Source organism: Halomonas sp. V046, from assembly GCF_052645355.1.
This window is the reverse complement of record NZ_JBQXYF010000016.1, coordinates 24,025-45,054: the sequence shown is the minus strand read 5'-3', so window position 1 is coordinate 45,054 and position 21,030 is coordinate 24,025. Positions and strand designations below refer to the sequence as shown.

General features: G+C 65.8%; 18 protein-coding genes. 5 read left to right on the top strand and 13 right to left on the bottom strand.

Annotation, left to right across the window (positions count from 1 at the left end; translation table 11 throughout):
* Positions 1-91: 91 nt before the first annotated feature.
* The 3 genes from ACUN9Y_RS19065 to ACUN9Y_RS19055 are packed head-to-tail and all read left to right on the top strand — an operon-like array spanning position 92 to position 5,133.
* Positions 92-562: a DUF1289 domain-containing protein gene (locus ACUN9Y_RS19065; RefSeq protein ID WP_445462313.1), complete on the top strand. Its 471-nt coding sequence runs from the start codon at positions 92-94 to the stop codon at positions 560-562.
* Positions 559-1,188 (top strand): tRNA-(ms[2]io[6]A)-hydroxylase, encoded by a 630-nt coding sequence (locus ACUN9Y_RS19060; protein WP_445462312.1) that lies wholly within the window; start codon positions 559-561, stop codon positions 1,186-1,188. The genes ACUN9Y_RS19065 and ACUN9Y_RS19060 overlap by 4 nt, the downstream gene beginning before the upstream one ends.
* Before the next feature lie 33 nt (positions 1,189-1,221).
* On the top strand, positions 1,222-5,133 hold the full coding sequence (locus ACUN9Y_RS19055) for an AAA family ATPase (protein WP_445462311.1): 3,912 nt from the start codon (positions 1,222-1,224) through the stop codon (positions 5,131-5,133).
* 197 nt (positions 5,134-5,330) lie between these two features.
* Here the strand turns inward: ACUN9Y_RS19055 and ACUN9Y_RS19050 are convergent, their stop codons facing one another.
* From ACUN9Y_RS19050 to queC, 4 genes are all read right to left on the bottom strand, one after another.
* Positions 5,331-5,603, bottom strand: a complete 273-nt coding sequence (locus tag ACUN9Y_RS19050) for a YkgJ family cysteine cluster protein (RefSeq protein ID WP_445462310.1) — start codon at positions 5,601-5,603, stop codon at positions 5,331-5,333.
* Positions 5,604-5,682: 79 nt separating this feature from the next.
* Complete coding sequence (locus ACUN9Y_RS19045; RefSeq protein ID WP_445462309.1) at positions 5,683-6,522, bottom strand: 6-carboxytetrahydropterin synthase; 840 nt, start codon at positions 6,520-6,522, stop codon at positions 5,683-5,685.
* Positions 6,522-7,208: a 7-carboxy-7-deazaguanine synthase gene (queE, locus tag ACUN9Y_RS19040; RefSeq protein ID WP_445462308.1), complete on the bottom strand. Its 687-nt coding sequence runs from the start codon at positions 7,206-7,208 to the stop codon at positions 6,522-6,524. Before queE ends, ACUN9Y_RS19045 begins: the two co-directional genes overlap by 1 nt.
* Positions 7,201-7,989, bottom strand: coding sequence for a 7-cyano-7-deazaguanine synthase QueC (gene queC / locus ACUN9Y_RS19035; protein WP_445462307.1), 789 nt, complete (start codon positions 7,987-7,989; stop codon positions 7,201-7,203). Before queC ends, queE begins: the two co-directional genes overlap by 8 nt.
* A 229-nt stretch (positions 7,990-8,218) precedes the next feature.
* Between queC and trhP the strand changes: the two genes are divergently transcribed.
* Positions 8,219-9,550 carry a prephenate-dependent tRNA uridine(34) hydroxylase TrhP gene (trhP, locus tag ACUN9Y_RS19030; RefSeq protein ID WP_445462306.1) on the top strand — a complete coding sequence of 444 codons (1,332 nt, stop codon included), beginning with the start codon at positions 8,219-8,221 and terminating at the stop codon, positions 9,548-9,550.
* A 319-nt stretch (positions 9,551-9,869) separates the two neighbouring features.
* Positions 9,870-10,280 (top strand): SRPBCC family protein, encoded by a 411-nt coding sequence (locus tag ACUN9Y_RS19025; protein ID WP_445462305.1) that lies wholly within the window; start codon positions 9,870-9,872, stop codon positions 10,278-10,280.
* A gap of 122 nt (positions 10,281-10,402) precedes the next feature.
* Here ACUN9Y_RS19025 and ACUN9Y_RS19020 read toward each other — a convergent pair whose 3' ends face one another.
* From ACUN9Y_RS19020 to ACUN9Y_RS18980, 9 genes are all read right to left on the bottom strand, one after another.
* Positions 10,403-11,881, bottom strand: coding sequence for a sensor domain-containing diguanylate cyclase (locus ACUN9Y_RS19020; protein WP_445462304.1), 1,479 nt, complete (start codon positions 11,879-11,881; stop codon positions 10,403-10,405).
* Between the two features lie 154 nt (positions 11,882-12,035).
* Positions 12,036-12,272, bottom strand: a complete 237-nt coding sequence (locus ACUN9Y_RS19015) for a DUF2789 domain-containing protein (RefSeq protein WP_445462303.1) — start codon at positions 12,270-12,272, stop codon at positions 12,036-12,038.
* A 104-nt stretch (positions 12,273-12,376) separates the two neighbouring features.
* Positions 12,377-13,423 (bottom strand): asparaginase, encoded by a 1,047-nt coding sequence (locus ACUN9Y_RS19010; protein ID WP_445462302.1) that lies wholly within the window; start codon positions 13,421-13,423, stop codon positions 12,377-12,379.
* Between the two features lie 175 nt (positions 13,424-13,598).
* On the bottom strand, positions 13,599-14,828 hold the full coding sequence (locus ACUN9Y_RS19005; RefSeq protein ID WP_445462301.1) for an MFS transporter: 1,230 nt from the start codon (positions 14,826-14,828) through the stop codon (positions 13,599-13,601).
* 294 nt (positions 14,829-15,122) lie between these two features.
* Positions 15,123-15,623 (bottom strand): hypothetical protein, encoded by a 501-nt coding sequence (locus ACUN9Y_RS19000; protein ID WP_445462300.1) that lies wholly within the window; start codon positions 15,621-15,623, stop codon positions 15,123-15,125.
* A gap of 119 nt (positions 15,624-15,742) precedes the next feature.
* A complete protein-coding gene (locus tag ACUN9Y_RS18995) occupies positions 15,743-17,104 on the bottom strand; it encodes a DEAD/DEAH box helicase (protein WP_445462299.1) in 1,362 nt (453 codons plus the stop codon).
* Between the two features lie 197 nt (positions 17,105-17,301).
* Positions 17,302-17,898, bottom strand: coding sequence for a PqiC family protein (locus ACUN9Y_RS18990; RefSeq protein ID WP_445462298.1), 597 nt, complete (start codon positions 17,896-17,898; stop codon positions 17,302-17,304).
* Positions 17,899-17,907: 9 nt separating this feature from the next.
* Positions 17,908-19,587 (bottom strand): intermembrane transport protein PqiB, encoded by a 1,680-nt coding sequence (pqiB, locus tag ACUN9Y_RS18985; protein ID WP_445462297.1) that lies wholly within the window; start codon positions 19,585-19,587, stop codon positions 17,908-17,910.
* Positions 19,584-20,975, bottom strand: coding sequence for a PqiA/YebS family transporter subunit (locus ACUN9Y_RS18980; protein ID WP_445462296.1), 1,392 nt, complete (start codon positions 20,973-20,975; stop codon positions 19,584-19,586). The genes pqiB and ACUN9Y_RS18980 overlap by 4 nt, the downstream gene beginning before the upstream one ends.
* Between the last annotated feature and the right edge of the window lie 55 nt (positions 20,976-21,030).

Below are 21,030 nucleotides of genomic sequence, written 5' to 3'. Positions count from 1 at the left end.
GAAACATTTAGGCCTCCCTCCATGGGGGTAGGGGTGTCACCGAAGGTGGCAGACGGTACCATGTGCCGAATCATACTTATGGGAGGGGGCGATGGCGCAACGAATCGTTTCTCCGTGTGTCGGGCTCTGTTCCACCACCGTGGGCGACAGCGTCTGCCGCGGCTGTCAGCGCCACGATGGCGAGATACTCGACTGGCTATCGCTGACCGATGCCGAGCGAGCCGAGCGCATGCAGGAGCTGGATGCGCTGCGTGTCGCGGTCGCCAGCCGGTTCCTGCATGTCGAGAATGAGGCGCTGCTGGAGTCGCAGCTCACCCGCCACCGAATTCGGTTTCGCAGCGATCAGCCGGCGCTGTCGCGTGCGGTGGAGCTGCTACGGGTGGGGCGCGACAGGATTCATGACTTGTCACGCTATGGTCTCGTGGTGATCGGCCGCGATGCCACCCGCGCACAAGATCCGCAGGCACTCTACGCCGCGCTCGGTGCGGCCTTGTACGACGCCGGCGAGGCTCGCCGGCAGGCCCAAACGATTTCAACAGGTTCCGGAACACTAATCACATGAGCGCCATTTCTGCTGCAAACGAGCCACTGATGCCCGTGGAGTTGATCGAGTTCCTGCCCTGCGAGACACCGGACGCCTGGGTCGCCTGGGCGCTGGAGAATCCCGAGCTGCTGTTGATCGATCATGCCCAGTGCGAAAAGAAGGCGGCGTCTACCGCCATGAGCCTGATGTATCGCTACGTCGACCATTCGGAGCTGCTGACCAAGATGTCGCAGTTGGCCCGGGAAGAGCTGTTGCATTTTGAGCAGGTCGTGGCGCTGATGCGGGATCGCGGCGTCGCCTACCGCCACCTCACGGCATCGCGCTATGCTGAAGGACTGAGAAAACTGGTTCGTGCCGATGAGCCGGGGCGCCTGGTCGACATCCTGATCGTCGGTGCCCTGATCGAGGCACGCAGCTGTGAACGCTTTGCTCGGCTGATTCCTCACCTTGACCCGGTGCTTGCCAAGTTCTACCGCGGTCTGGTTAAGTCTGAGGGGCGTCATTTCGAGGATTACATCATGCTGGCAAACCAGCTCTCCGAGGAGCCCATTGAGGCCAGAATCGAGATATTTCGCGCCAAAGAAGCCGAACTCGTCACGACGCCGGACGTCGCCTTTCGTTTTCACAGCGGCGTGCCGGCTTAACGGCCAGCACGTCCGCCACGCAGGGGCACCATCATGCGGGACGCCGAACACGATGCATCCCAGATAATCGACCAGGACCACCTGGCACTCTTTGGGCATTTTTCCCTGACGCTGGGAGACGATGCCCTCATTCAGTTCAGTTACGACAAGGTCAAGGCGCTGCTGGTCTACCTGCTGTTGCATCACCAGCCGGTCAACCGCGCCACCCTGGCGGAGCTGTTGTGGCCGGATCAGGGCTTGTCCTCCGGACGCACCAATCTGCGCCACGCGCTGCATTGCCTCAGGCAATCCCTCGGTGACGAGGCGGACAAGGTGCTGGCGGTATCCCGCCAGACCATCGCCTTTCAGCTGCCGTCTCAGTGGCATTTCGATCTCCACGAGCTGCAGGCGCGGTTGGAAGGCACCCGAGACGTGGAGGGACTGGAGAAGCTTCTCGGGTGCTACCGCGGCGATCTGGTGGAGGAGTTGCAGTTACCGTCGTGCCCGGAATTTCAGCGCTGGCTGATCCAGACGCGCAACGAATGGCGGCAGCGGGTGATTCGTTTCGCCGAAGGGGTGCTCGATCAGGAAGGGACGGTGCCGGATACGGTACTCCAGGACCTGGTCAGCCGCTTCTCTGGCTACGGCCCCTTCCACGAGCGGCTGGTGAGGCAGATGGCCGAGCAGGGCCAGATGGCCGCCGCCCATGAGCAGTACAACGCCTTTCTGCAGCTGCTGGCGCTGTCCGGTCAGCAGCCTGATCCAAGCTTTCTGCAGCTCGCGAGCTTCTGGTCCGATGGCCAACCCGACCCGCAGTCGCTGTCGCCGAAGGGGGCGTTCTCCCGGGCGTTGGCCATCGATAGCGCGCCCTTGGCCGAGGAAGAAGTCGAGAGCCGTCAGCTGTCGGTGATGGCCATTCGTCTGCGCCTATCTGCGGATCTCAGCAGCCGCTCCGAGACCCGCGCCTGTCTGGCGCTGCAGATCGAGTTGATGCGCTGGCTCGAAAAACAGTGCCATCATCTGGGGGGCTTCTGGTTGCCCGGGGCGACCGGTGGGCTGGGGCTTGCGTGCTTCGGTACCCACGGACCCGCCCATCAGCTCGCCGAGCTCGTGGCGCTGTACGAACACTGTCGTCGCCTGGTGGCCGATGAGTCGGCCCGTCACTGGAGCGGGGAGGGGCCGGTACCCAGCATCGAACTGGCGGCGGGGCTCAACAGCGGTCAGGTGGTGTATCTGCCGGCTCGACATCTGGTCGACCCTCTGGGACAGGTGACCCAGGGATCACTCGAGTTGATGAGTGCCGCCGAGGGCAGCGAGCTGGTGATTTCCCAGCAGGCGAGTCAGCACATGCCGCCTGCGCTGGACCTGCAACCGCGCCTCTATTCCCGCCTCGTGGCCAGCGACGGGCGTGTGCGCCTGCGCGCCTTGGTGTTGGGCACCAATGAGGGCGGACGTGACGCCACGCCGCCCAACCTGGTGGGGCGCGAAGGGGCATTGCGTACCCTGCGCGATGCCCTGGCGCGAGCCGGTATCGGCCTGCGTCAGAGCGTTCTGGTGCGCGGTCCTTCGGGGCTTGGCAAGTCGGCGCTGCTGGTGGGCTTTCGCCAGCTCGAGCAGAGCCGTGAGGCGGCGGTGTGCTGGCAGCCCAACACCCGGCTGTCGGTGCAGGAGCCTTACGGTGTTGCCCGGCAACTGGTGCGCTGGCACCTCGGCGAGGACCTCACCGCCGAGAACCTGGCGGCCCTGGTCGAGCGGGTTCACGACAAGGTCTTGAACGAGTCTGCCGGTGAGTGGCTCGAGGAGGCCATGGGGATTCGCGAGCCGCGCGAAATGTCGCAGCTGGCCCAGAGCGGTGAAGCCGCCGAGGTGGTGGTGGGGCTGGTGCATGGCCTGATCCAGCGGCTCGCCGGTGAGCGTCCGCTGGTGCTGATGATCGACGATCTGCAGTGGGTCGATGAGCCATCGTTCAAGGTCTTGGCCGGGCTGCAGGCGCGGTTGCCGATCAATTGTCCGTTCCTGCTGGTGGCGAGCCACCATGGTCGTGAGTCGTTGCCGACGAAATTGCATTGGGACCAGCAGATCACGCTGGGACGGCTCGACGCCATGCAATCCTCCCGCCTGCTGTCGCAGCTGGCCAGACGCTACCGGCTGCACCTGAGTCCGCGCCTGCGCGGTCAGATCATCGAGCGTTGTGACGGGGTGCCGCTGTACCTGCAGGAAATCTGCCGTCGCCTCGACATGGATCGACGCGAAGGGCGCAGCATTCAGCTCGATGAGCTGCCCCATGGCCTGCTTGGTCTGTTGACCAGCCGTATCGATCAGCTCGATGGCGATCGTGAGGTCGCCCATATCGCGGCGGTGCTGGGGCGCTACTTCCGCCTCGACTTCCTCGCCGAGTGCAGTGGCTGGGACATGGCCCGCCTGGGCAAGGCGCTGGAGGAGATGCGTCGGCTTGAGATCATCGAGCATGCCGACGGCGAGGGTTCGACCCGGGAGTATCAGTTTACTCATCAGTTGCTGCACGAGGCGGCGTATCTGTCCTGTCCGCGTGATGTCCGAGTGGATATTCACAGCCAGGTCGTGCGCCTGATCGAGGAGCGCTTTCCGGTGTGGATCAGCCGCCACCCCGGGGACTTTGCCATGCACCTGAGGCGCAGCGGTCATTTCGCTCGGGGCGCTCGGTACTTCGAATTGGCGGCCCGGGAGGCGCTCAAGGTCAGTGCCAACCGTACGGCGATGCGCATGGCCGACTATGGCCTGGCGAGTCTGCGTCACGTGGACGGTCAGGCGGAGCGCGAGATCAGCCTGTTGACCGTGCGTGGGCAAGCCGCCTTCGCCCTCGAAGGGCACGGCTCGCCTACCGCCCACGAGAGCTTCGTCAAGGCCCGCGAGCTGCTCGCCAGCGGCGATGTAGGCCTCGAGGACGAGGAGGACCTGGAACAGGCGTTCCTGGTCAAATGGGGGCTGTGGGTTGGCTGTAGTCAGCGCAATGCCCACGCCGATGCGTTTCATTTGGCCTCACGGCTCGGCGATCTGGCCACGCGGCTCGACGACCCGCGCTATCGCCGCCTGGCGGACTACGCCGGTGCCAGCTGCGAGTACTGGGCGGGGCGCATTCGTCAGGCCTACGATCATCTCGAGGAACTCGATCCGCTCAACGCCGCGATGATGATCGAGTGGCTGCCGTTCTCGGACCATCCCCAGGTGGCGGCGGCGTGCTTTCAGGGCTGGACACTGTGTCTGCGTGGTGACTATCAGCGCGCCGAGCGCCACGTCGAGTCGGCGATCCGCCTGGCCGAACAGATCAATCACCCGGGTAGCCTGGCCATGGCGCTGATGTACGCTGCGGCTCTGTACCGCCAGCTGGGCCATGTCCATCTGGCGGCCCAGAGGGCGCAGCGCGCCTTCGAACTGACCGGGTCATCGGACCTGCATCGCTGGCAGGTGTCATCGCGCACCGTGCTGGGCTGGTTGCAGGCGCTGTCCGGGGCCCGGGAGGGGCTGACGCAGATCGAAGCCTGCCATGAAGAGTTGGCCGAGGTGACCGGGCGTGACCCCTACCAGCGGCCCAACTTGTGGTATGTGGACGCGTGTCTGGCACTCAACGAGCTGGATCGGGCCGAGGACTACCTCGATCAGTGCCTGTTGCTGGCACGCGAGCGCAACACCCTGTTCGTGCCGGAGCTTGCCTCGCTGCTGGCGCTGGTGCGTCATCGTCTCGGTCGCAGTGACGACAGCGTACGCGCGCTGGCCGAACAAGGCCTGGCGCAGGCGACCCAGGACGGTAACCTGCATCAACAGCTGAGCGCTCTCGAGCTGTGGCTGACCCGGGTCGATGTCGGCGACGACAAGCGTCGCGAGGAGTTCCGGACGCTGCTGTCCGAGGTCGCCTTGTGTGATGCCCCGGTGCTGGTGCGCTGGCGGACGCTGCTCGACAAGCGCCTGGTGCAGACCAGCGACGCTTGACCACTGTCGGAGCGAGGCCAGTTGAGGCTGATTGAGGTAAGGGGGCGCGATGTGCAGCCCCGCCTTACCTCTGACGCTGCGATGGGAAGACACGAACGCCGCCCGAGAGGGCGGCGTTCGTGTCTTGTGGGAGCGGAGCGGCGATCCACCGATGAGATCGGCTCGCCAAGGCGTGGATACGATGCGCCAGCGGCGCGTCAGGTCAGGCGTTCAAGCTCGGTGATGCGTGCCAGTGCCTGATCGCGGGACCTTCCGCACAGGTCAGGGTCGAAGCCGAACCGGTGGCAGACCGCCGGCCTGCGGGGATCGCCGAACAGCCGGCAAAGGTTGTCCTCGTCCAACTGGATACAGCGCACGCCGGCGGGCTTGCCGTGCGGCATGCCGGGAATCGGCGAGCTGATGGACGGCGCGATGCAGCAAGCGCCGCAGCCGGGGCGGCAGCCATCGGTGGCAATCATCTCGGCAGTCATGCAGACCTCTTGGCGTTCAGGTCGCGCCGCTCCGATGTCGGGTCGCGCCGCGGCGCCGCTGTCAGAGCGGGCGAATCCATCAGGCCCCCGCCTCGGCGGTGGCCCCCTTGTCGGTGCCCTCGAAGGCACGCACCCGTGTGGAGGTGGCAGTGGCTCGGGCGATTTCGTCGGCGAGCCAGGACGCGATCTGCTCCACGGTGGTGGCGGTCGGGAGTAGCCGGCAGCGCTCACGCGGAAGGCTCAGGCGAAACTGGCCCTGGGGCGAGCGGTAGGCGGTGGTCAGGCGCGAGGGATCCTCGCCGTCCGCGATCACATCGCCACGGTCGACCAGGTAGCTGTCGGCCAGCCAGTCGGCGTAGCGAGCCTCCAGCACGGGCTGTCGCTGGCCATGCTGGTGGATCTCGAGGCGCGAACGGTGGCCGTGGGCGATGCGCTGGCAATTGCCCTGGTGGCGGCGCAAGCCATGGCTGTAGGTATAGGCCGCGCCGTCGATCGCCTCGTCGCTGAGCGCTAGGGTGATGCGCTCGACCCGGGGTGGCGGTCGGCGGCTTAGCCCTTCGGACAGGTGCAGCGCCAGATTGTCAGGGGTGATGCGCGACCAGGGCAAGAAGGTAAAGGCCTGGCGCGGCCCGCGGACCTGCATGGCGTAGGGCAGGGTGGTGCGCACGCAGACGCCTTCGGCGCAGTCGCTGACGCTGATGCCGGGCGCGTCGGTGGGTATCACCAGGGTGTGATCGATGCCGTCATCCAGGCGCGACTTGATCCACGGCTTGACCTCGCCGAAGTCGAACAGCATGCCATCATCGCCCAGCTCGCCGTCGAGTTCGGCGTCGACGCGCCAGCTGGCGCCGACCAGGCCCCGCTCGGGGCACCATAGCGACACATCGATATGAGTCAGTCGGTTGACGAACAGAGCCATCAGGCGATCCCCGCGATCTTGTGGGTTTGTAGCGTCAGGCGCCAGCGAGGATTGGCCAGGCAGTAGGCGGTTGCGGCGGCCAGCGGCGACCGCCCCGGCCCTGTCGCGCCGTCCTCGGCGTTGCCTTGCTCGCCAGCGCCATCCAGAGCGCTGTCATCCATCGGCTGCAACAGGCGGTGAGTGAAGCCCAGGTTTTCGAAGCGTTCCGGCAAGGCCCTGGCCTGGGGGTAGACGAGCTTGAGCTCGTCACCAACCGTCTGTACCAGCGGGACGTCGCCCTTGGGGCTGACGCACAGCCAATCGATACCGGCAGGGGCAGGCAGAGTGCCGTTGGTCTCGACGCCGATCTCGAAGCCGTGGCGATGCATGGCATCGATCAGGGCGGTGTCGAGCTGCAGCAGCGGTTCCCCCCCGGTAAAGACCACGTAGGGAACGACCCGGGCGTCGGCGTGGGGCCACAGCTTCACGAGATGGGTCGCCAGGGCCTCGGCATCGGCGAAGCGACCCCCATGGTGGCCGTCGGTGCCGACGAAGTCGGTATCGCAGAAGTGGCAGGCGGCACTGGCCCGGTCCTGTTCACGCCCTGACCATAGATTGCACCCGGAGAAACGGCAAAAGACGCTGGCTCGACCCGACTGCACGCCCTCGCCCTGCAGCGTATAGAAGGCTTCCTTGACGCTATACATGGCCGTCTCCTGCCGTAGCCTCGCCCGGGGCATCATCATCCGAGGCATTACCCGAGGCATCACTTGAGGCATCACTTGAGACATCACTTGAGACATCACTTGAGACATCACTTGAGACATAGCCAAGTGGATCTTCGATGGCGTGGGCGGCGAAGGCCGCCAGGCGTTCGCGACAGCTGCCGCAGCGCCCGCAGGCCAGCGCCTCGCCGCGGTAGCAGGTCCAGGTCTTGGCGTAGTCGAGCCCCAGGGCGAGGCCGTCGGCGACGATCTCGGCCTTGGTCTTGCCAAGATAGGGCGCGTGAATGGCGACCGGTGAGAAGTTGGCGATGGCCGCGACCTCGTTCATCGCCGCGACGAAGGCCGGGCGACAGTCGGGGTAGAGCACGTGATCGCCGCCGTGGGCGCCGTAGTCGACTCGGTCGGCGCCGATATTGACCGCCTTGGCGATGGCCAGCGACAGCAACACCATGTTGCGATTGGGCACCACGGTGGTGGCCAGGTTGTCCTCGGCGTAGTCACCGTCGGGCATGTCGCGACGGGTGTCGGTCAGCGCAGAGTTGTCGATCAGGCCATGGATGGCGGTGATGTCTATCACCTGATGGGCAACCTTGAGTTCGTGACAGACGCGACGGGCGACGTCGAGTTCGCGGCGATGGCGCTGGCCGTAATCGAACGACAACGCATGCACCTGGCGGCCTTCGGCGAGGGCTCGATGGAGAACGGTATAGGAGTCCATGCCACCGGAATAGATCACCACGGTGGCGGGGGAGGTATCAGACATGGGGCACTCTTGTCGGAGAATTTGGCGTGTCTCGGCGGGCGTCTTGCACCAGTAGTCGCTGCAGTCCGCGCGTTTCGACCTGGCCGGGGTCCGGTCCGGCGCGCAAAGGGTACCGAATCCGAGCAAGCCAGGCCAGTCGCGCCGAAGATGACTTTTCGTTGCCGCTTGTCAAAAAGCCCGACGGGGGCCTGTGGCACACTTCGCCGCCGACTCTGCATGCGGTGACGCCATGACTGCCCCCGAACTCCTGTGCCCTGCCGGCACCTTCAAGAACATGCGCTATGCCTTCGCCTACGGGGCCGACGCCGTGTACGCCGGCCAGCCGCGTTATTCGCTGCGTGTGCGCAACAACGACTTCACGATCGACACGCTCAGGCAGGGCATCGCCTATGCCCACGAGCGTGGCAAGCGTTTCTACGTGGCTTCCAACATCACGCCCCACAACAGCAAGCTGAAGACGTACCTGCGAGACATGTCCCCGGTCATCGAGGCCGCGCCGGATGCCCTGATCATGTCAGACCCGGGGCTGATCATGATGGTGCGAGAGCGCTGGCCCGATCAGGTGATCCACCTGTCGGTCCAGGCCAATGTGGTCAACCACGCCGCCGCTCGCTTCTGGCAGCGCCAGGGCGTCGAGCGCATCATCCTGTCGCGGGAACTGTCGCTGGATGAAATCGCCGAGATCCGTGCCGAATGCCCGGACCTGGAGATCGAGACGTTCGTTCACGGCGCCTTGTGTATCGCCTATTCGGGGCGCTGTCTGCTATCCGGTTACTTCAATCATCGCGACCCGAACCAGGGCGCCTGCACCAACGCCTGTCGTTGGAAGTATGCGGCGCAGACGGCGACCGAGGATGCGACGGGGGACCTGATTCCGGTTGCGAACGGACAGCCGACGGCGCCAGGCGACGACGCCCAGGAGGCCCTCGCCGCCCTGATCGAGGACCGTGCCCGCCCGGGTGTCAAGATGCCGGTGTTCGAGGACGAGCACGGCACCTACATCATGAATTCCAAGGACCTGCGTGCGGTCCAGCACGTGCCGCGTCTGATCCAGATGGGCGTCAGTTCGCTGAAGATCGAGGGGCGGACCAAGTCGCACTACTACGTGGCGCGTACCGCCCAGGTGTATCGAAGCGCCATCGACGATGCCATGGCAGGACGCCCCTTCGATCGGCGGCTGATGGACGAGTTGGAGAATCTTGCCAACCGCGGTTACACCGAGGGGTTCTATCGGCGCCATGTGCACGATGAGTATCAGAACTATCAGCAGGGCAACTCGGTGGGGGTGCACCAGCAGTTCGTCGGCGAGATCCTGAGGACGGACGTGGCCGAAGGTCTCGTCGAGGTGGACGTCAAGAATCGCTTCGAACTCGGCGATGGGCTCGAGTTGATGTTGCCGGGGGGCAATCGACGTTTCGTGCTGCGACACCTCGAGAATCGCCGGGGAGAGAGCCTGTCCGTGGCCCCAGGGTCGGGACACGTGGTGCGTCTGGCGTTGCCGGAAGAGCTGCTGGGTGCGGCCGGGATGGAGTACGCCCTGTTGATGCGCGATCTTCGCTGAGGTTCTTTACAAGAACCGGCAGAATACGGATGCTGTAGTCGGCTTGGCATAGGCGAGTCGTGCCGTGACAAGGGACGTTGCACCGCGGATGGTTGTCGGCAACGGGCCGTTCCCGGCGGCGTTACCCATTAGGGCCTCGTGCCGGTTGGTTGGGGGCTTTTCGGGTGCTGCCAGGCCCTTTACGCGTCGTTATCGTCCACAGATTCACGCCTCAAAACACGTTACTCGCGTCCGGCTTTCGGCCTTGGAGAATGGCTCTTGGGCCGGGGCTTCAGCGTGGGCTCTCGAGCTTCGCAGGACGCGCGACCAGGGAGACGGTATGGCCAGCATCGAACATAGCGCCGTGGTTTCTGCTCCGCCAGAGCGAGTCTTCGCGGTGCTGGAGCGTGTGGAGGACTTCGCCGACTATTCGGACCTGATCACCGCCATCGACGCCTTGGGCGATGACCGCTATCGCTGGCATGTTCATGCCCTCGGCATGGACTGGACCTTCGATGTCGAAGTGACCGAGAAATCGCCCCCCCATCGCTTGGCCTGGGAGTCGCTCGATGGCGTCAGCAACAGCGGGCGTTATGACCTTGAAGCGGTGCCGGAGGGGACCCGCGTCAGCCTGACGTTGGACTACACGATTCGCAATCGGCTGCTGGAGAAGGCGGTGAACCGCGCCGCGCGCCCGCTGGTCGGCAAGGTCAGCCGACAGATCCTCGAGCGTGTCGAGGCGCGATTGTAGCGGACCCTGTTCACACCCTCGCTATCATGGCCTCTGCGCGGGGCGGTGTTCGGGCGCGTCGTTCAGCGGTCGGGCTGGTTCCGCGAGCCTGACGTGAATCACCGGTCGTGCGTCGAGGCGGCCTAGGTGATGTCACTTTCGCTGGTCGACGTGTCGTGGTGGCTGCTCGTCAGTTGCATCGACACCCGGGCTCGACCGCCGCGTTTCGAGCGATACATCTGCTGGTCGGCGAGTTCGACCAGGGCGGCGGCGGACACCGGCGCCATGCCTGGTTCCCAGTGCGAGATGCCGATCGAGGCGGTGATGTACAACGGCTGATCGTCGTGGTGGGCCATGGGTTTTTCGCCGAGCCATCGGGTCAGGCGCTCGGCGACACGGTGGGCGCCGCCGGGACGTTCTCCGGGCAGAAGCACGACGAACTCCTCGCCGCCGTAGCGAGCCGCCAGGTCGGTGCCGCGAATGGCATCGGTGAGGGTGGACGCGAAGTGGGTCAGAACGACGTCCCCGACCGCGTGGCCGTGGCGGTCGTTGAGCTGCTTGAAGCGATCCAGATCGATGAACAGCAGCGACAGCGGCAGGTCCTGATCGCCGGCCTGGCGCAGCAACTGGGCCAGGTGTCTTTCCAGCATGTCGCGATTGGCGAGCCCCGTGAGGCTGTCCCTGCTGGCCTTGGCGTCCAGTTTGGCATTGTCCTCGCGCAGGTCTTCGAGTTCCTGTTCCTTGGCCTGGAGGCGTTGCTGCAGGCGCAGGGTCAATTCGAACAACTGATGCTTGCCGTCGGCCAGCAGAGAGGTCAGGTCGCGTTCGACGTCGAGGCTCGCCGCGAGCAACGCGGCCATGTCGGGTAGGCGTTCCAGCAGGCGTTCGGCCAGGTCCATGACGTCGGAATCGTCGAGGTCAATGTTCGGATAGGTCGAGATCGCCGCCAGCTCCTGATGTAGCTGGCGGTCACTGCCGCCCTGGAGCCAGGCGTCGGCCAGCCGCCCGGAGAGCCGCAGGCAGGCGGTCGTCGCGATGCCGTCGGCGGGATCGCCATGGCTTTCGGCGATGCCTTCGGCGAGGACCTCGGGAACGCCCCAGCAGCGTGCCAGCCAGGCGCCAATGGCCGCGTGGTCGCAGCCATAGCGCTCAAGCTCCTGGCGGCACAAGTCAGCGTGACTCGTGGCGGAGGCGACCAGGTGAGAATAATCCTGGGCGTCGATGGCGCTGAGCGCCAGAATGCCGATGTCTTGCAGCAGCGCCTGGGTAAACAACAGGCCGGAGTGCAGGGGACAGAGTTTTTCCGCCAGGATCTTGGCGACCTGAGCGGCGAGGGCGGTACGCTGCCAGACGTCATGGAAGTCGCGCCGGTGCCGCCCGCGCAGCAGGCTGAAGCTCAGCAGTGCCGCCAGCGTGCCTTCCGAGCCGAGGCGCTGGACCGCCTCGCGGCAGGTGGTCAGGTCGCCACCACCACGCGCATAGAAGGCATTGTTGGCCAAGGCGACGAGCTTTAGCGTCAGGGCGGGGTCGGTTTCGATGACGCGGGCGAAATCGAGCAGGCCGGCATCGGGCTCGCGAGTCAGGGGCAGGATACGGGTGACCACTGAGGGTAAGGTTGGCAATGCGGGGCACTGCGTCAGGCGCTCCCTCATAACCTGGGGAACTGCGCCTCCGGACGCCGTCGCGGCGTCGGAAAAAACATCGGTCATCTTCCTTGGTCTCATCAAGGGGCTAGCCGGATGCCGCATCCCTGGCGACCGGTCAGCAGCCGGAAGGTCAGGGTTTTCGCAGGGAAACGTCGAGGTGATCGACGACTTCTGCCCAGTCGGCGTCGGAGTCGATGGCCTCGCGAAGGAACTCGGCCTGGCCCTCGTTCCAGCAAGGAGCGTCCGGTAATTCCATGCCCTGGGGGAGCGGCGAATGGCGCTCGATGAAGCGTTTGATGGAGGCGTGATCCGAGGCGAGCCCCAGCTGCTCGAAAAGCTCGGAAAAGGGATGGTCCGGGTGTTCCATGAGGATCTCCTTATTATAAGTGCACGGCTCTACCTTAAACCATTTTCATTGCGTATTTCTCACCCTTTTACGTCTGCCGCTGCCAACGGTCGACGCGCCAAGGCCTAGCCGCGCTCGCCCACCAAGGGGGTCATGAAGCGGCGGCGGCGTTGGTCGTCGCTAATGGGTTGAGCCAACAGGTGAACCAGCTTGGTGTAGGCGGCTTCTGCCGTCATGTCATCGCCGGACATCACGCCGGCCTCGGCGAGCAGGCGCCCGGCGGCGTAGTGGCCGATGTCAACGGTGCCGTAGGGGCACTGGCTGATGGCGGCGATGAGCTTGCCTCGGCCTGTGGCCTCGGCCAGCACCTGGCCGATCGCCAGGTCATCGGGCACGTTGCCACCGCCCCAGACCTCCAGCAGTGCGCCCTGGACTCGATCATCATCGAGCCATGCGGCCACCTGCCAGGCGTTGATGCCCGGCCACAGCGGCAGGCGCACCACTGCGCCCTCGAGCCCCGCGTAGTCGGGCAGCTCGAAACGTGGCGCGCCGCGTTGGGTCGCTTCGAGGCCACGGCTCTCGATCAGCGTCCAGTCGTCTCCGCGGCGCTCCCCCAGGCGTCCCTGATTGGGGCTGGCGAAGGCATGGCGATCCTGGGTATGCCATTTTCGAGCGCGGCACCCGCGGAGCAGTACACCGTCGAAACACAGTGCGACTTCCTGAAGCCGCGGCATCGCCGCGAACCCCAGTGCCGTCTCGATGTTGTGCAAGGCGTCGCTGCCGTCTGCCTCCAGTGGCAGCATGGCACCGGTGATCACCACGGGACGATCGATGCCCTGAAGCTGGTAGGCGAGGCTCGAGGCGGTCCAGGCCAGGGTATCGGTGCCGTGCAGCACGACGATACCGGCGACGTCGCGATGGCAGTCGGCGATCTTGCTGGCGAGGGCTGCCCAGTCGTTCGGCCGTGCGCTGCTGGAGTCGATCGGCGTACCGAGTTCCTGCCAGAGAAAGTCGGGCAGCGCCGCGAGGCGGGCCGACGGCAGGCCGGCGAGCGCTCGGCGCACGCGTGCTTCGACGTCGGGTCCCGGGGCGAGTCCCTGGTCGGTGTCGATCATGCCCAAGGTGCCACCGGTGTAGATAATCAGCAGGGGGGCGGCGCAGGGCGGTGTCATGGGAAGAGCTCCAGAGTAGGCGTGAGGGCAACATGATACGACCTGATCGGCGTAGGGCAAGTCATGGTCACGTCGAGGAGCCGCGCCCCGCAGCGTACTGGCCAGGCACACGCCACGGGTGGGGGCTCTGGGGGGGGCGAAAAGTGGGCGTCAGGTGGGAGGCGAAACGTGGGCGTCAGGCGCGCCTTCGCCGGGGCGCCGCTCGAGTCGAGATGCCGCCCTCGGCATCTTGTATCAGCTGACGCTCGCGTCCTGCAAACATGGCAAAGATCAGCGCGATGGCCAGTACCGTCATCAGCGTCGTGGTAATGGTGGCGAGGGACGCCTCGAACTCGAGCAGGATACCGACACCCAGCGGGCCAAGGGCGGCGAGGGCATAACCTCCCCCCTGAGCGAGGCCCGACAGGCGGCCGGCGAGCTTCGAGTCCGCGGTGCGCAGGACGATCAGGGTGAGCGCCAGACTGAAGCTACCGCCCTGGCCGAGTCCGAGCAGAATCACGCCGACGATCTTCCACTCGGGCCCCGCCATCAACAGGCACCACAGGCCCGCAGCGGTGCTTGCCAATACCAGCAGCAGGGCCGGACGCTGGTCGCGGCCCAGGCGTGCGAGCCACGGCGCGCCGAGGGCGGAAATCAGCTGGACCATGACCGAGGTGCCCATTAGCCAGCCGGCCTCCGCTTCGCCGTAGCCTCGCTGGACCAGCAGGGTAGGCAGCCAGCCAAACACGATATAGGCAATCGAAGATTGGCTGCCCATCAACAGCGTCACGTGCCAGGTCAACGGCTGTCGCAGCATGGCCGGTGTCGCCCCGGAGGACACGTAGCCGGCGGGGCGACGCTCCGGGGCCGTGCGCGGCATGCAACACTCCCAGGCGATGAGGGCGACGATGGCTAGCGCCGACCAGGCGGCGAGGCCTTCTGGCCAGCCCCCGAGCAGCTCGCTGACGGGAATGGCGAGGCCCGCCCCCAAGGCGCCGCCGAGGCATAGGGCCATGGTGTAGACGCCGGTCATCAGATCCGCGCCCTTGGGCAGCTCGCGCTTGACCAGGCCCGGTAGCAGGGCGCCAGATACACCGATACCGGCGCCGACCAGCAAGGTGCCTACATACAGCGCGACTGGCGTGGCGACCCAGCGCATGAGCAGTCCCGCGGCGATGACGGCGAGGCCCACCGACAGCGCTCGCTCGGGGCCAAACTGGCGGGCCAGGCGAGGCGCCATCGGTGCAAACAGGCCCAGGCACAGGACCGGCAGGGTGGTCAGGGCACCGATCGCCAGCGATGACATCCCGGTGTCCTGCTGAATGCGCGCCAGCAGGGGCGCCAGCGAGGACAGCGCGGGGCGAAGGTTCAGGCCGACCAGGACCATCAGGACAAGAAAGCGCCAGGGCAGGGTGCGGGGTGTCATGGGGCGATGTCCTTTCGAGTGACGCTCATCGGTGGTGCCCAGGAAGCGATGGCACAAGCGTGGTCGCTGGCACGAAGCGAGCGTCCGTGGGGTTGGCCCTGGTGACCAGGGGCCTTGAAGGTGTCAACGTGACGGGGCAGCGTCGACACTCAGGGCGGTCGGGCCCTGCGCAGGCCGCCCAGGTTGCCGGTGCTGGGGGCCAGGACGCGCCGATCCGGTGTCGGTTCGTTCAGCATGGGGGTGGTGCTGGCGAGGTTGGCAAGGCGCGACACCGAAGCAGCGGTTCCTGAGGGATCAGGTCATGTGGCGGCGCAGATCGCCTCTTGCCTGATCGGAGAAGGTCAGGAAGTGGCTCTGTCGATCGCCGTCGATGGCATCGATCCGCACGGCGGTGGCCATGCCCTGGTCGATCAACAATTGATCGTAGATTTCCAGGGTGATCTTCTGGGCCGCGGTGACGCCTGGCTCGACCTGACCGCTCTCGAGGCGGAAGGTCTCGAGCAGGGTCGCGCGGACTCGCGTGGAGCCGCCTTCGGCGAGCACGCGACGGACGAACAGCCAGCCTTCGCAGGTCAGGGCGACGCCGTCATGGTCGCGCAGGTAGACGGTGCGATAGCAGGCGCCTTCCGCGGCTCCCTTCTCAGCCATGCTGCGGTAGGCCTCGGTCATGCGCGACGCGGAGACGCGGGCTTCGTCGATCTTGGTTCTGGCTCCGCGGTGCTCGCGGTCCAGTTGGGCTTGACGCTGGAAGGCCCGCCAGCGGCGGTATTCACTGATCAGCTCTTTCGATGCCATGTCGCTTCCCTTGCTTGGTGCCTAGGAGGTGAAAGTCGGAAATGAACCACCCATAAGAGAGGTCGTCCCTCGGGCCGACGTGGCGAACCACGTCAACCCGAGGATAGCCGAGCGGGCGGTCAGGCTTGACGTGAGCGCTGGCCACCACGACGACGACGGCGCGGAGCCGCGCCGTCGCCTTCGCCACCACGGGCTTGGCTGTTGCCGCGATTCTGGCCGTTGCCGCCGTTGCCGCCGTTGCCGCCGTTGCCTCGGCCGCCCCGATTACCGCCGTTGCCGCCGTTACCGCGGGTGTTGCCACCGCGGCCGCGACCACGGCCGTTTTCGATCGGCTCCGGCTTGGCATTCGGATCCGGCTCGAAGCCCGGCTCGATCAGCTTTTCCAGGTCGCGCTTGATCAGGCGCTCGATGTTCTTCAAGAGCCCGTGCTCGTCAACGCAGACCAGCGAGACGGCCTTGCCTTCGTTGCCGGCACGCCCCGTGCGCCCAATACGGTGGACATAGTCTTCGGCCACGTTCGGCAGCTCGAAGTTGACCACATGGGGCAATTCGTCGATATCGAGGCCGCGGGCGGCGATATCGGTGGCGACCAGGACCTGCAAGTCACCGGACTTGAAGGACGACAGCGCCCGGGTACGGGCCGATTGGCTCTTGTTGCCATGGATCGCCATGGCCGTGATGTCCTGCTTGCCGAGGTGCTCGGCCAGGCGGTTGGCGCCGTGCTTGGTGCGAGTGAACACCAGCACCTGGTACCAGCGCTGTGAGCTGATCAGGTGCGACAGCAGGTCCCGCTTGCGCTCGCGGTCGACGCGATACACCGCCTGATCCACCGTTTCGGCGGTGGTGTTGCGGCGTGCGACCTCGATCATGGCCGGGTTGTCGAGCAGGCGATCGGCCAGGGCCTGGATCTCGCTGGAGAACGTCGCCGAGAACAGCAGGTTCTGGCGTGTGTCCGGCAGCAGGCGCAGCACCTTGCGGATGTCATGGATGAAGCCCATGTCGAGCATCCGGTCGGCTTCGTCGAGTACCAGGATCTCGACCTTGGACAGGTCGACATGGCCCTGCTGCTGCAGGTCCAGCAGTCGGCCCGGGGTGGCGACCAGGATATCGAGGCCGCCGCGCAGGGCATCGACCTGGGGCTGCTGGCCGACACCACCGAAGATGACGTGGCTCTTGAGCGACAGATGGCGACCGTAGTCGCGCACGCTCTCGCCGACCTGGGCGGCGAGTTCCCGCGTCGGGGTCAGGACCAGGGCGCGGACCCCGCGCTTGACGGGCTTCGGGCCGTCGGCCAGACGCTGCAGCATGGGCAGGGTGAAGCCCGCGGTCTTGCCGGTGCCGGTCTGGGCGCTGGCGAGTAGATCGCCGCCGTTAAGGACAGCGGGGATGGCCTGGCGTTGAATAGGGGTCGGGATGGTGTAGCCCTGCGCCTCGATGGCGCGAAGCAGTTCGGCACGCAGGCCGAGATCAGAAAAACTCATGCAAGCTCCAGCTCGCACGCACTCGCTTGACGTCGCTCCAGTGAGGACGCCGGTCCCGGGCAAGGCGTGGGGAAAAATCGATGACCGCTGCGGCAGGGGGACCCCCGGCGCCGCAGCGGGCATGATGACAGATTTGGCCGGCGGGCGCAGCCTTGATGGCGGATCCCGCCAGGCATTTGCCAGGGCGTGGTGGCGACTCAGCCTTGGGCGAGCAGGCTTCTGGCGATATCGTCGGCCACCCCGTCGAGGCTCAGGCCGAGGGCCCGCACCAGCGCGGGATAGCCGTCGCTGTCAAGCGTCACCTCGGTATCGAATGGCTGCATGCTGAGCACCTGGCCATTCTCGTCGCGAATCAGCCATTGGCCTGCGGCCACGGCGACGCCGTCATAGCGTCCCTGAAAGGCATCCAGGGTCACTTCCAGGGTCACCGAGTCGGTGCGGGAATTGCCACGCGACACCAGGACCTGACGGCCCGGCAGGCGCTTTGCCAAGCGCTCACGCAGGCCTCGCTCGATCTGCTGTGACAGCGGGGCCGCCCACAGGTTGGCCTGGGCCTCGTTGAGGGTGATGTCGTCGAGTTGCAAGACGATGCCTTCGGCATTGAGGAACCCGGCCAGGCGCGGCGTGGCGACCAGTACGGAGCGGCTGGTGCCGGCCTCGCCGGTGGCCGCCACGCCGCTGTTCGCCGCGGCGTCGGGCGGCAGCAGGTAGCGATTCATCGGGTCGCCGCCGCTGGCGCAGCCGGCCAACCACAGCGCCAGCAGGGGAATACCAAGTCGTAACGTCGGCCTCATGGAGTGCTCCTAGCGTTGAGGGGCCCGGGGGATCGGATCCTGGGTGTCGATGCTGTCAAACAGCAGGGCGCGGGGATCGTCACTGATCTTGCGGGCGGCAGGCTGCAGGTCACGCACCAGCGTCTCGACCTCGTCCAGCGTCCGGGTCAGGTCCTGATAGACACTGGAGTCCGGTGACAGCCCGGACAGGGTGCCACGCAGTTCCACCAGGGTCTGATTCAGGTTGCCCGGCAGGCTCTGGGTGTCGGGGTTGCTGACCAGGCCGTTCATGCTTTCTACCAGCCGCTTGGCCTGATTGAGCATCGCCTCAGACACCTGAAGGTTACGATCGAGACCCGACAGTATCGGTTCGACCTCGAGCCGATTCAGCTTGTCGAGAAGGGCCGTGACTTGGGCCTGAATCTGGGCCAGCCCAGACGAGGCGGTGGGGAACACCGGGCGGTCGGCGAAGACCTCGGCGGCGTAAGCATCCTCGAGCTCGGCGTCGAGCTTGAGGTCGACAAACAGGGCCCCGGTCAACAGGCTGCCGCTCTTCAGGCTGGCCCGGAGGCCGGCCTCGAACAGGCGCTGGAAGCGGTCACGCCATTCCTGGAGATCGAGCTCTTGAGCGCCGATGCCCAGGCGCTGGGGTTCGATGCGGATCAGCACCGGGATGGCCAGGCGTTCGCGGTCTTCGGGTTGGGGGGAGGTGAAGTTCCAGGGGACCGCTGCCACGGTGCCGATGCGCACGCCGCGGAACTCGACCGGTGCGCCCTTGGACAGTCCGCGAACGGTGTCCTCGATCAGCAGGACGTACTCGAGGTAGCGATTGAATGTCCCTTGGCGTGCCGTTTCTTCATCGCTGTAGAGCTCGAAGCTGGCATCCTCCTGGGCGCGTGTGCCGGCGGGCACGTCGTCGGGGACGCCAAAGGTCACACCGCCGCCCAGCAGCGCCTCGACGGACTCGACCTTGATCCGGAACCCTTCGGAGTCCAGGCGGATGTCGACGCCACTGGCGCTCCAGAACCGGGTGTTCTCGGTGACCAGGGTGTCGTAAGGGCTCTCGATGAAGATGCGATGGTGCATGCTTTGGGTGTCGACGTCGAAATTGGCTTCCTCGACGCGGCCAACGCCCACGCCCTGGAAGGTGACGGCATCGCCGACGCTGAGCGAGTTGCCGACCTGGCTGATCAGGTTCAAGCGCAGGCCTTCGGCACCCGGGGGGGCCACCGGGGGTTGATCGCTGACATTGAATTCACGCGAGTCGACTTCGCTCTGGCCGGGCTCGAGCTGGATATAGGCGCCGGACAGCACGGTGCCGAGCCCGCTGATGCCCTCGCGACCGATGCGCGGCTTGACGACCCAGAAATGGGTGTCCTCGACCAGCATGTCTTCCGCCTGGGGTTCCATGCGAGCGGTGATCTCGACGCCGGTCAGGTCATCGCTCAGGCGCACCGTCTCGACCTGGCCGACTTCCACATTGCGCGTCTTGATCAGCGTCTTGCCGGCCTCGATGCCGTCAGCAGTAGGTAGATTGAGCGTGATCTGGGGCCCGCGCTTGGAATAATTGTCGTAGACCAGCCAGGCGCCGATCAGCAACGCTACGAAAGGCACGATCCACACCGGCGACAGACGCTTTTGCGGCGTTGGCGCGGCGCGGTGGTGGTCGCTGTGGCGTGGTGTCTGGCCGTGAGAGTCGCCGTCGGTCATGGCGTTCTTCCTTGTTCGTCAATAGTGGCGTCGGAGTCGGCGGCGAACGGCATGTCTTCGTCGCTATCGCCGTCCCACAGCAAGCGGGGTTCGAAGCTCATGGCGGCCAGCATGGTCACGATGACAACGCCACCGAAGGCGAGCGAAGCGGGTCCCGGAGTGATCGACATCAGGGCGCCGGCGCGTATCAGGGCCACGAGGATGGAGACCACGAAGACGTCGACCATCGACCAGCGTCCGATTAACTCGGTGAGGCGGTAGAGCCGCGCTCGGGTCAGCGAGCGCAGGCCCGGGGCCCGTGGCGCGACTATACATAACCACGTCAACGCCAGCAGCTTGCCAATAGGCACGATCACGCTGGCGACGAAAATCACCAGGGCCACCGGCCAGGAGCCGTGGCTGACCAGATAGATGACCCCGCCGATGATGGTCTGGGGGCTCTCGTCGCCGAGGCTCGTGGTGTACATGATCGGATACAGGTTGGCCGGAATGTAGAGGACCGCCGCCGTCACCAGCAGTGCCCAGGTGCGCTGCAGGCTCTTGGGTCGCCTGGCGTGGAGCTTCTCGCCGCAGCGTTCACAGCGGCCATGGCCGTGCTCATCGATGCGCCCGATCAGGCCGCAGGTATGGCAGCCAGTCATGCCCTGGGAGGCCGCGGTCTGGCCGGTGCGCACCCCTTCCGGCGCCGGCGGCTCGCCGGTCAGCGAGAACCACAGCCAGTCACTGTCCAGGGACAGCGTGGTGGCCAGCAGCAGCAGTGCATAGGCGATAAAGGTCCAGAAGGCGATGCCAAGCCCGATATCGGCCAGCCCGGCGACCTTGATCAAGCTGACCATGGTGCCGACGATGAACACGTCTGCCATCAGCCACGGGGCGATATGGGACAGGCCGCGGGCCGTGGTGCGGCTGTACGGCAGGCGACGAGGCAGCATCAGGCTGAGTTGCAGCCACACCACCGACAGCAGGTACACCGCCGGGAGCACAAACACCGACAGCAGGACCATCATGGCGACGATGGGCTGGTGGTGTTCAAGCATCTGAACGGCGGTCTGGGTGACTTCGATCTGATTGCCGACGCCGCGGGCGTTGAAACTGATGAACGGGAACGACACCGCCGTCGCCAGGGCCACCAGTGAGGCAATGGCGAGCGCCAGGCTGCGTTGGGCCGGGAAGGCATGACGCTTGACCAGGTCATGTCCGCAACGCACGCAGTCAGCCTGTTCTCCGGCCTTGAGCGGCGGCAGCGCCATGACCCAGTCGCACTCGTGGCACGCACGCAATCGACGCCTCGACCGTAGTCGTGCTTCGGGGGGAGGGTGTGGGCTGACAGGGGGATTGCGGAGTCGGTCCAGGGGGCCTAGGACGGGGCTGGGCACGGTTGGGGGCATCCTCCCTCGAGGCAAATTCCGTAGATGACAAGTGTGACACGTTGACGTAGACGAC

Bases quoted from the DNA above. Each gene is read 5' to 3' on its own strand.
- ACUN9Y_RS19065 (WP_445462313.1), top strand. From the start codon at position 92: ATGGCGCAACGAATCGTTTCTCCGTGTGTCGGGCTCTGTTCCACCACC.
- ACUN9Y_RS18990 (WP_445462298.1), bottom strand. From the start codon at position 17,898: ATGAGGCCGACGTTACGACTTGGTATTCCCCTGCTGGCGCTGTGGTTG.
- trhP (WP_445462306.1), top strand. From the start codon at position 8,219: ATGACTGCCCCCGAACTCCTGTGCCCTGCCGGCACCTTCAAGAACATG.
- ACUN9Y_RS19045 (WP_445462309.1), bottom strand. From the start codon at position 6,522: ATGGCTCTGTTCGTCAACCGACTGACTCATATCGATGTGTCGCTATGG.
- ACUN9Y_RS18980 (WP_445462296.1), bottom strand. From the start codon at position 20,975: ATGCCCCCAACCGTGCCCAGCCCCGTCCTAGGCCCCCTGGACCGACTC.
- ACUN9Y_RS19055 (WP_445462311.1), top strand. From the start codon at position 1,222: ATGCGGGACGCCGAACACGATGCATCCCAGATAATCGACCAGGACCAC.
- ACUN9Y_RS19060 (WP_445462312.1), top strand. From the start codon at position 559: ATGAGCGCCATTTCTGCTGCAAACGAGCCACTGATGCCCGTGGAGTTG.
- ACUN9Y_RS19005 (WP_445462301.1), bottom strand. From the start codon at position 14,828: ATGACACCCCGCACCCTGCCCTGGCGCTTTCTTGTCCTGATGGTCCTG.
- queC (WP_445462307.1), bottom strand. From the start codon at position 7,989: ATGTCTGATACCTCCCCCGCCACCGTGGTGATCTATTCCGGTGGCATG.
- ACUN9Y_RS19000 (WP_445462300.1), bottom strand. From the start codon at position 15,623: ATGGCATCGAAAGAGCTGATCAGTGAATACCGCCGCTGGCGGGCCTTC.
- ACUN9Y_RS19010 (WP_445462302.1), bottom strand. From the start codon at position 13,423: ATGACACCGCCCTGCGCCGCCCCCCTGCTGATTATCTACACCGGTGGC.
- ACUN9Y_RS19050 (WP_445462310.1), bottom strand. From the start codon at position 5,603: ATGACTGCCGAGATGATTGCCACCGATGGCTGCCGCCCCGGCTGCGGC.
- queE (WP_445462308.1), bottom strand. From the start codon at position 7,208: ATGTATAGCGTCAAGGAAGCCTTCTATACGCTGCAGGGCGAGGGCGTG.
- pqiB (WP_445462297.1), bottom strand. From the start codon at position 19,587: ATGACCGACGGCGACTCTCACGGCCAGACACCACGCCACAGCGACCAC.
- ACUN9Y_RS19015 (WP_445462303.1), bottom strand. From the start codon at position 12,272: ATGGAACACCCGGACCATCCCTTTTCCGAGCTTTTCGAGCAGCTGGGG.
- ACUN9Y_RS19025 (WP_445462305.1), top strand. From the start codon at position 9,870: ATGGCCAGCATCGAACATAGCGCCGTGGTTTCTGCTCCGCCAGAGCGA.
- ACUN9Y_RS18995 (WP_445462299.1), bottom strand. From the start codon at position 17,104: ATGAGTTTTTCTGATCTCGGCCTGCGTGCCGAACTGCTTCGCGCCATC.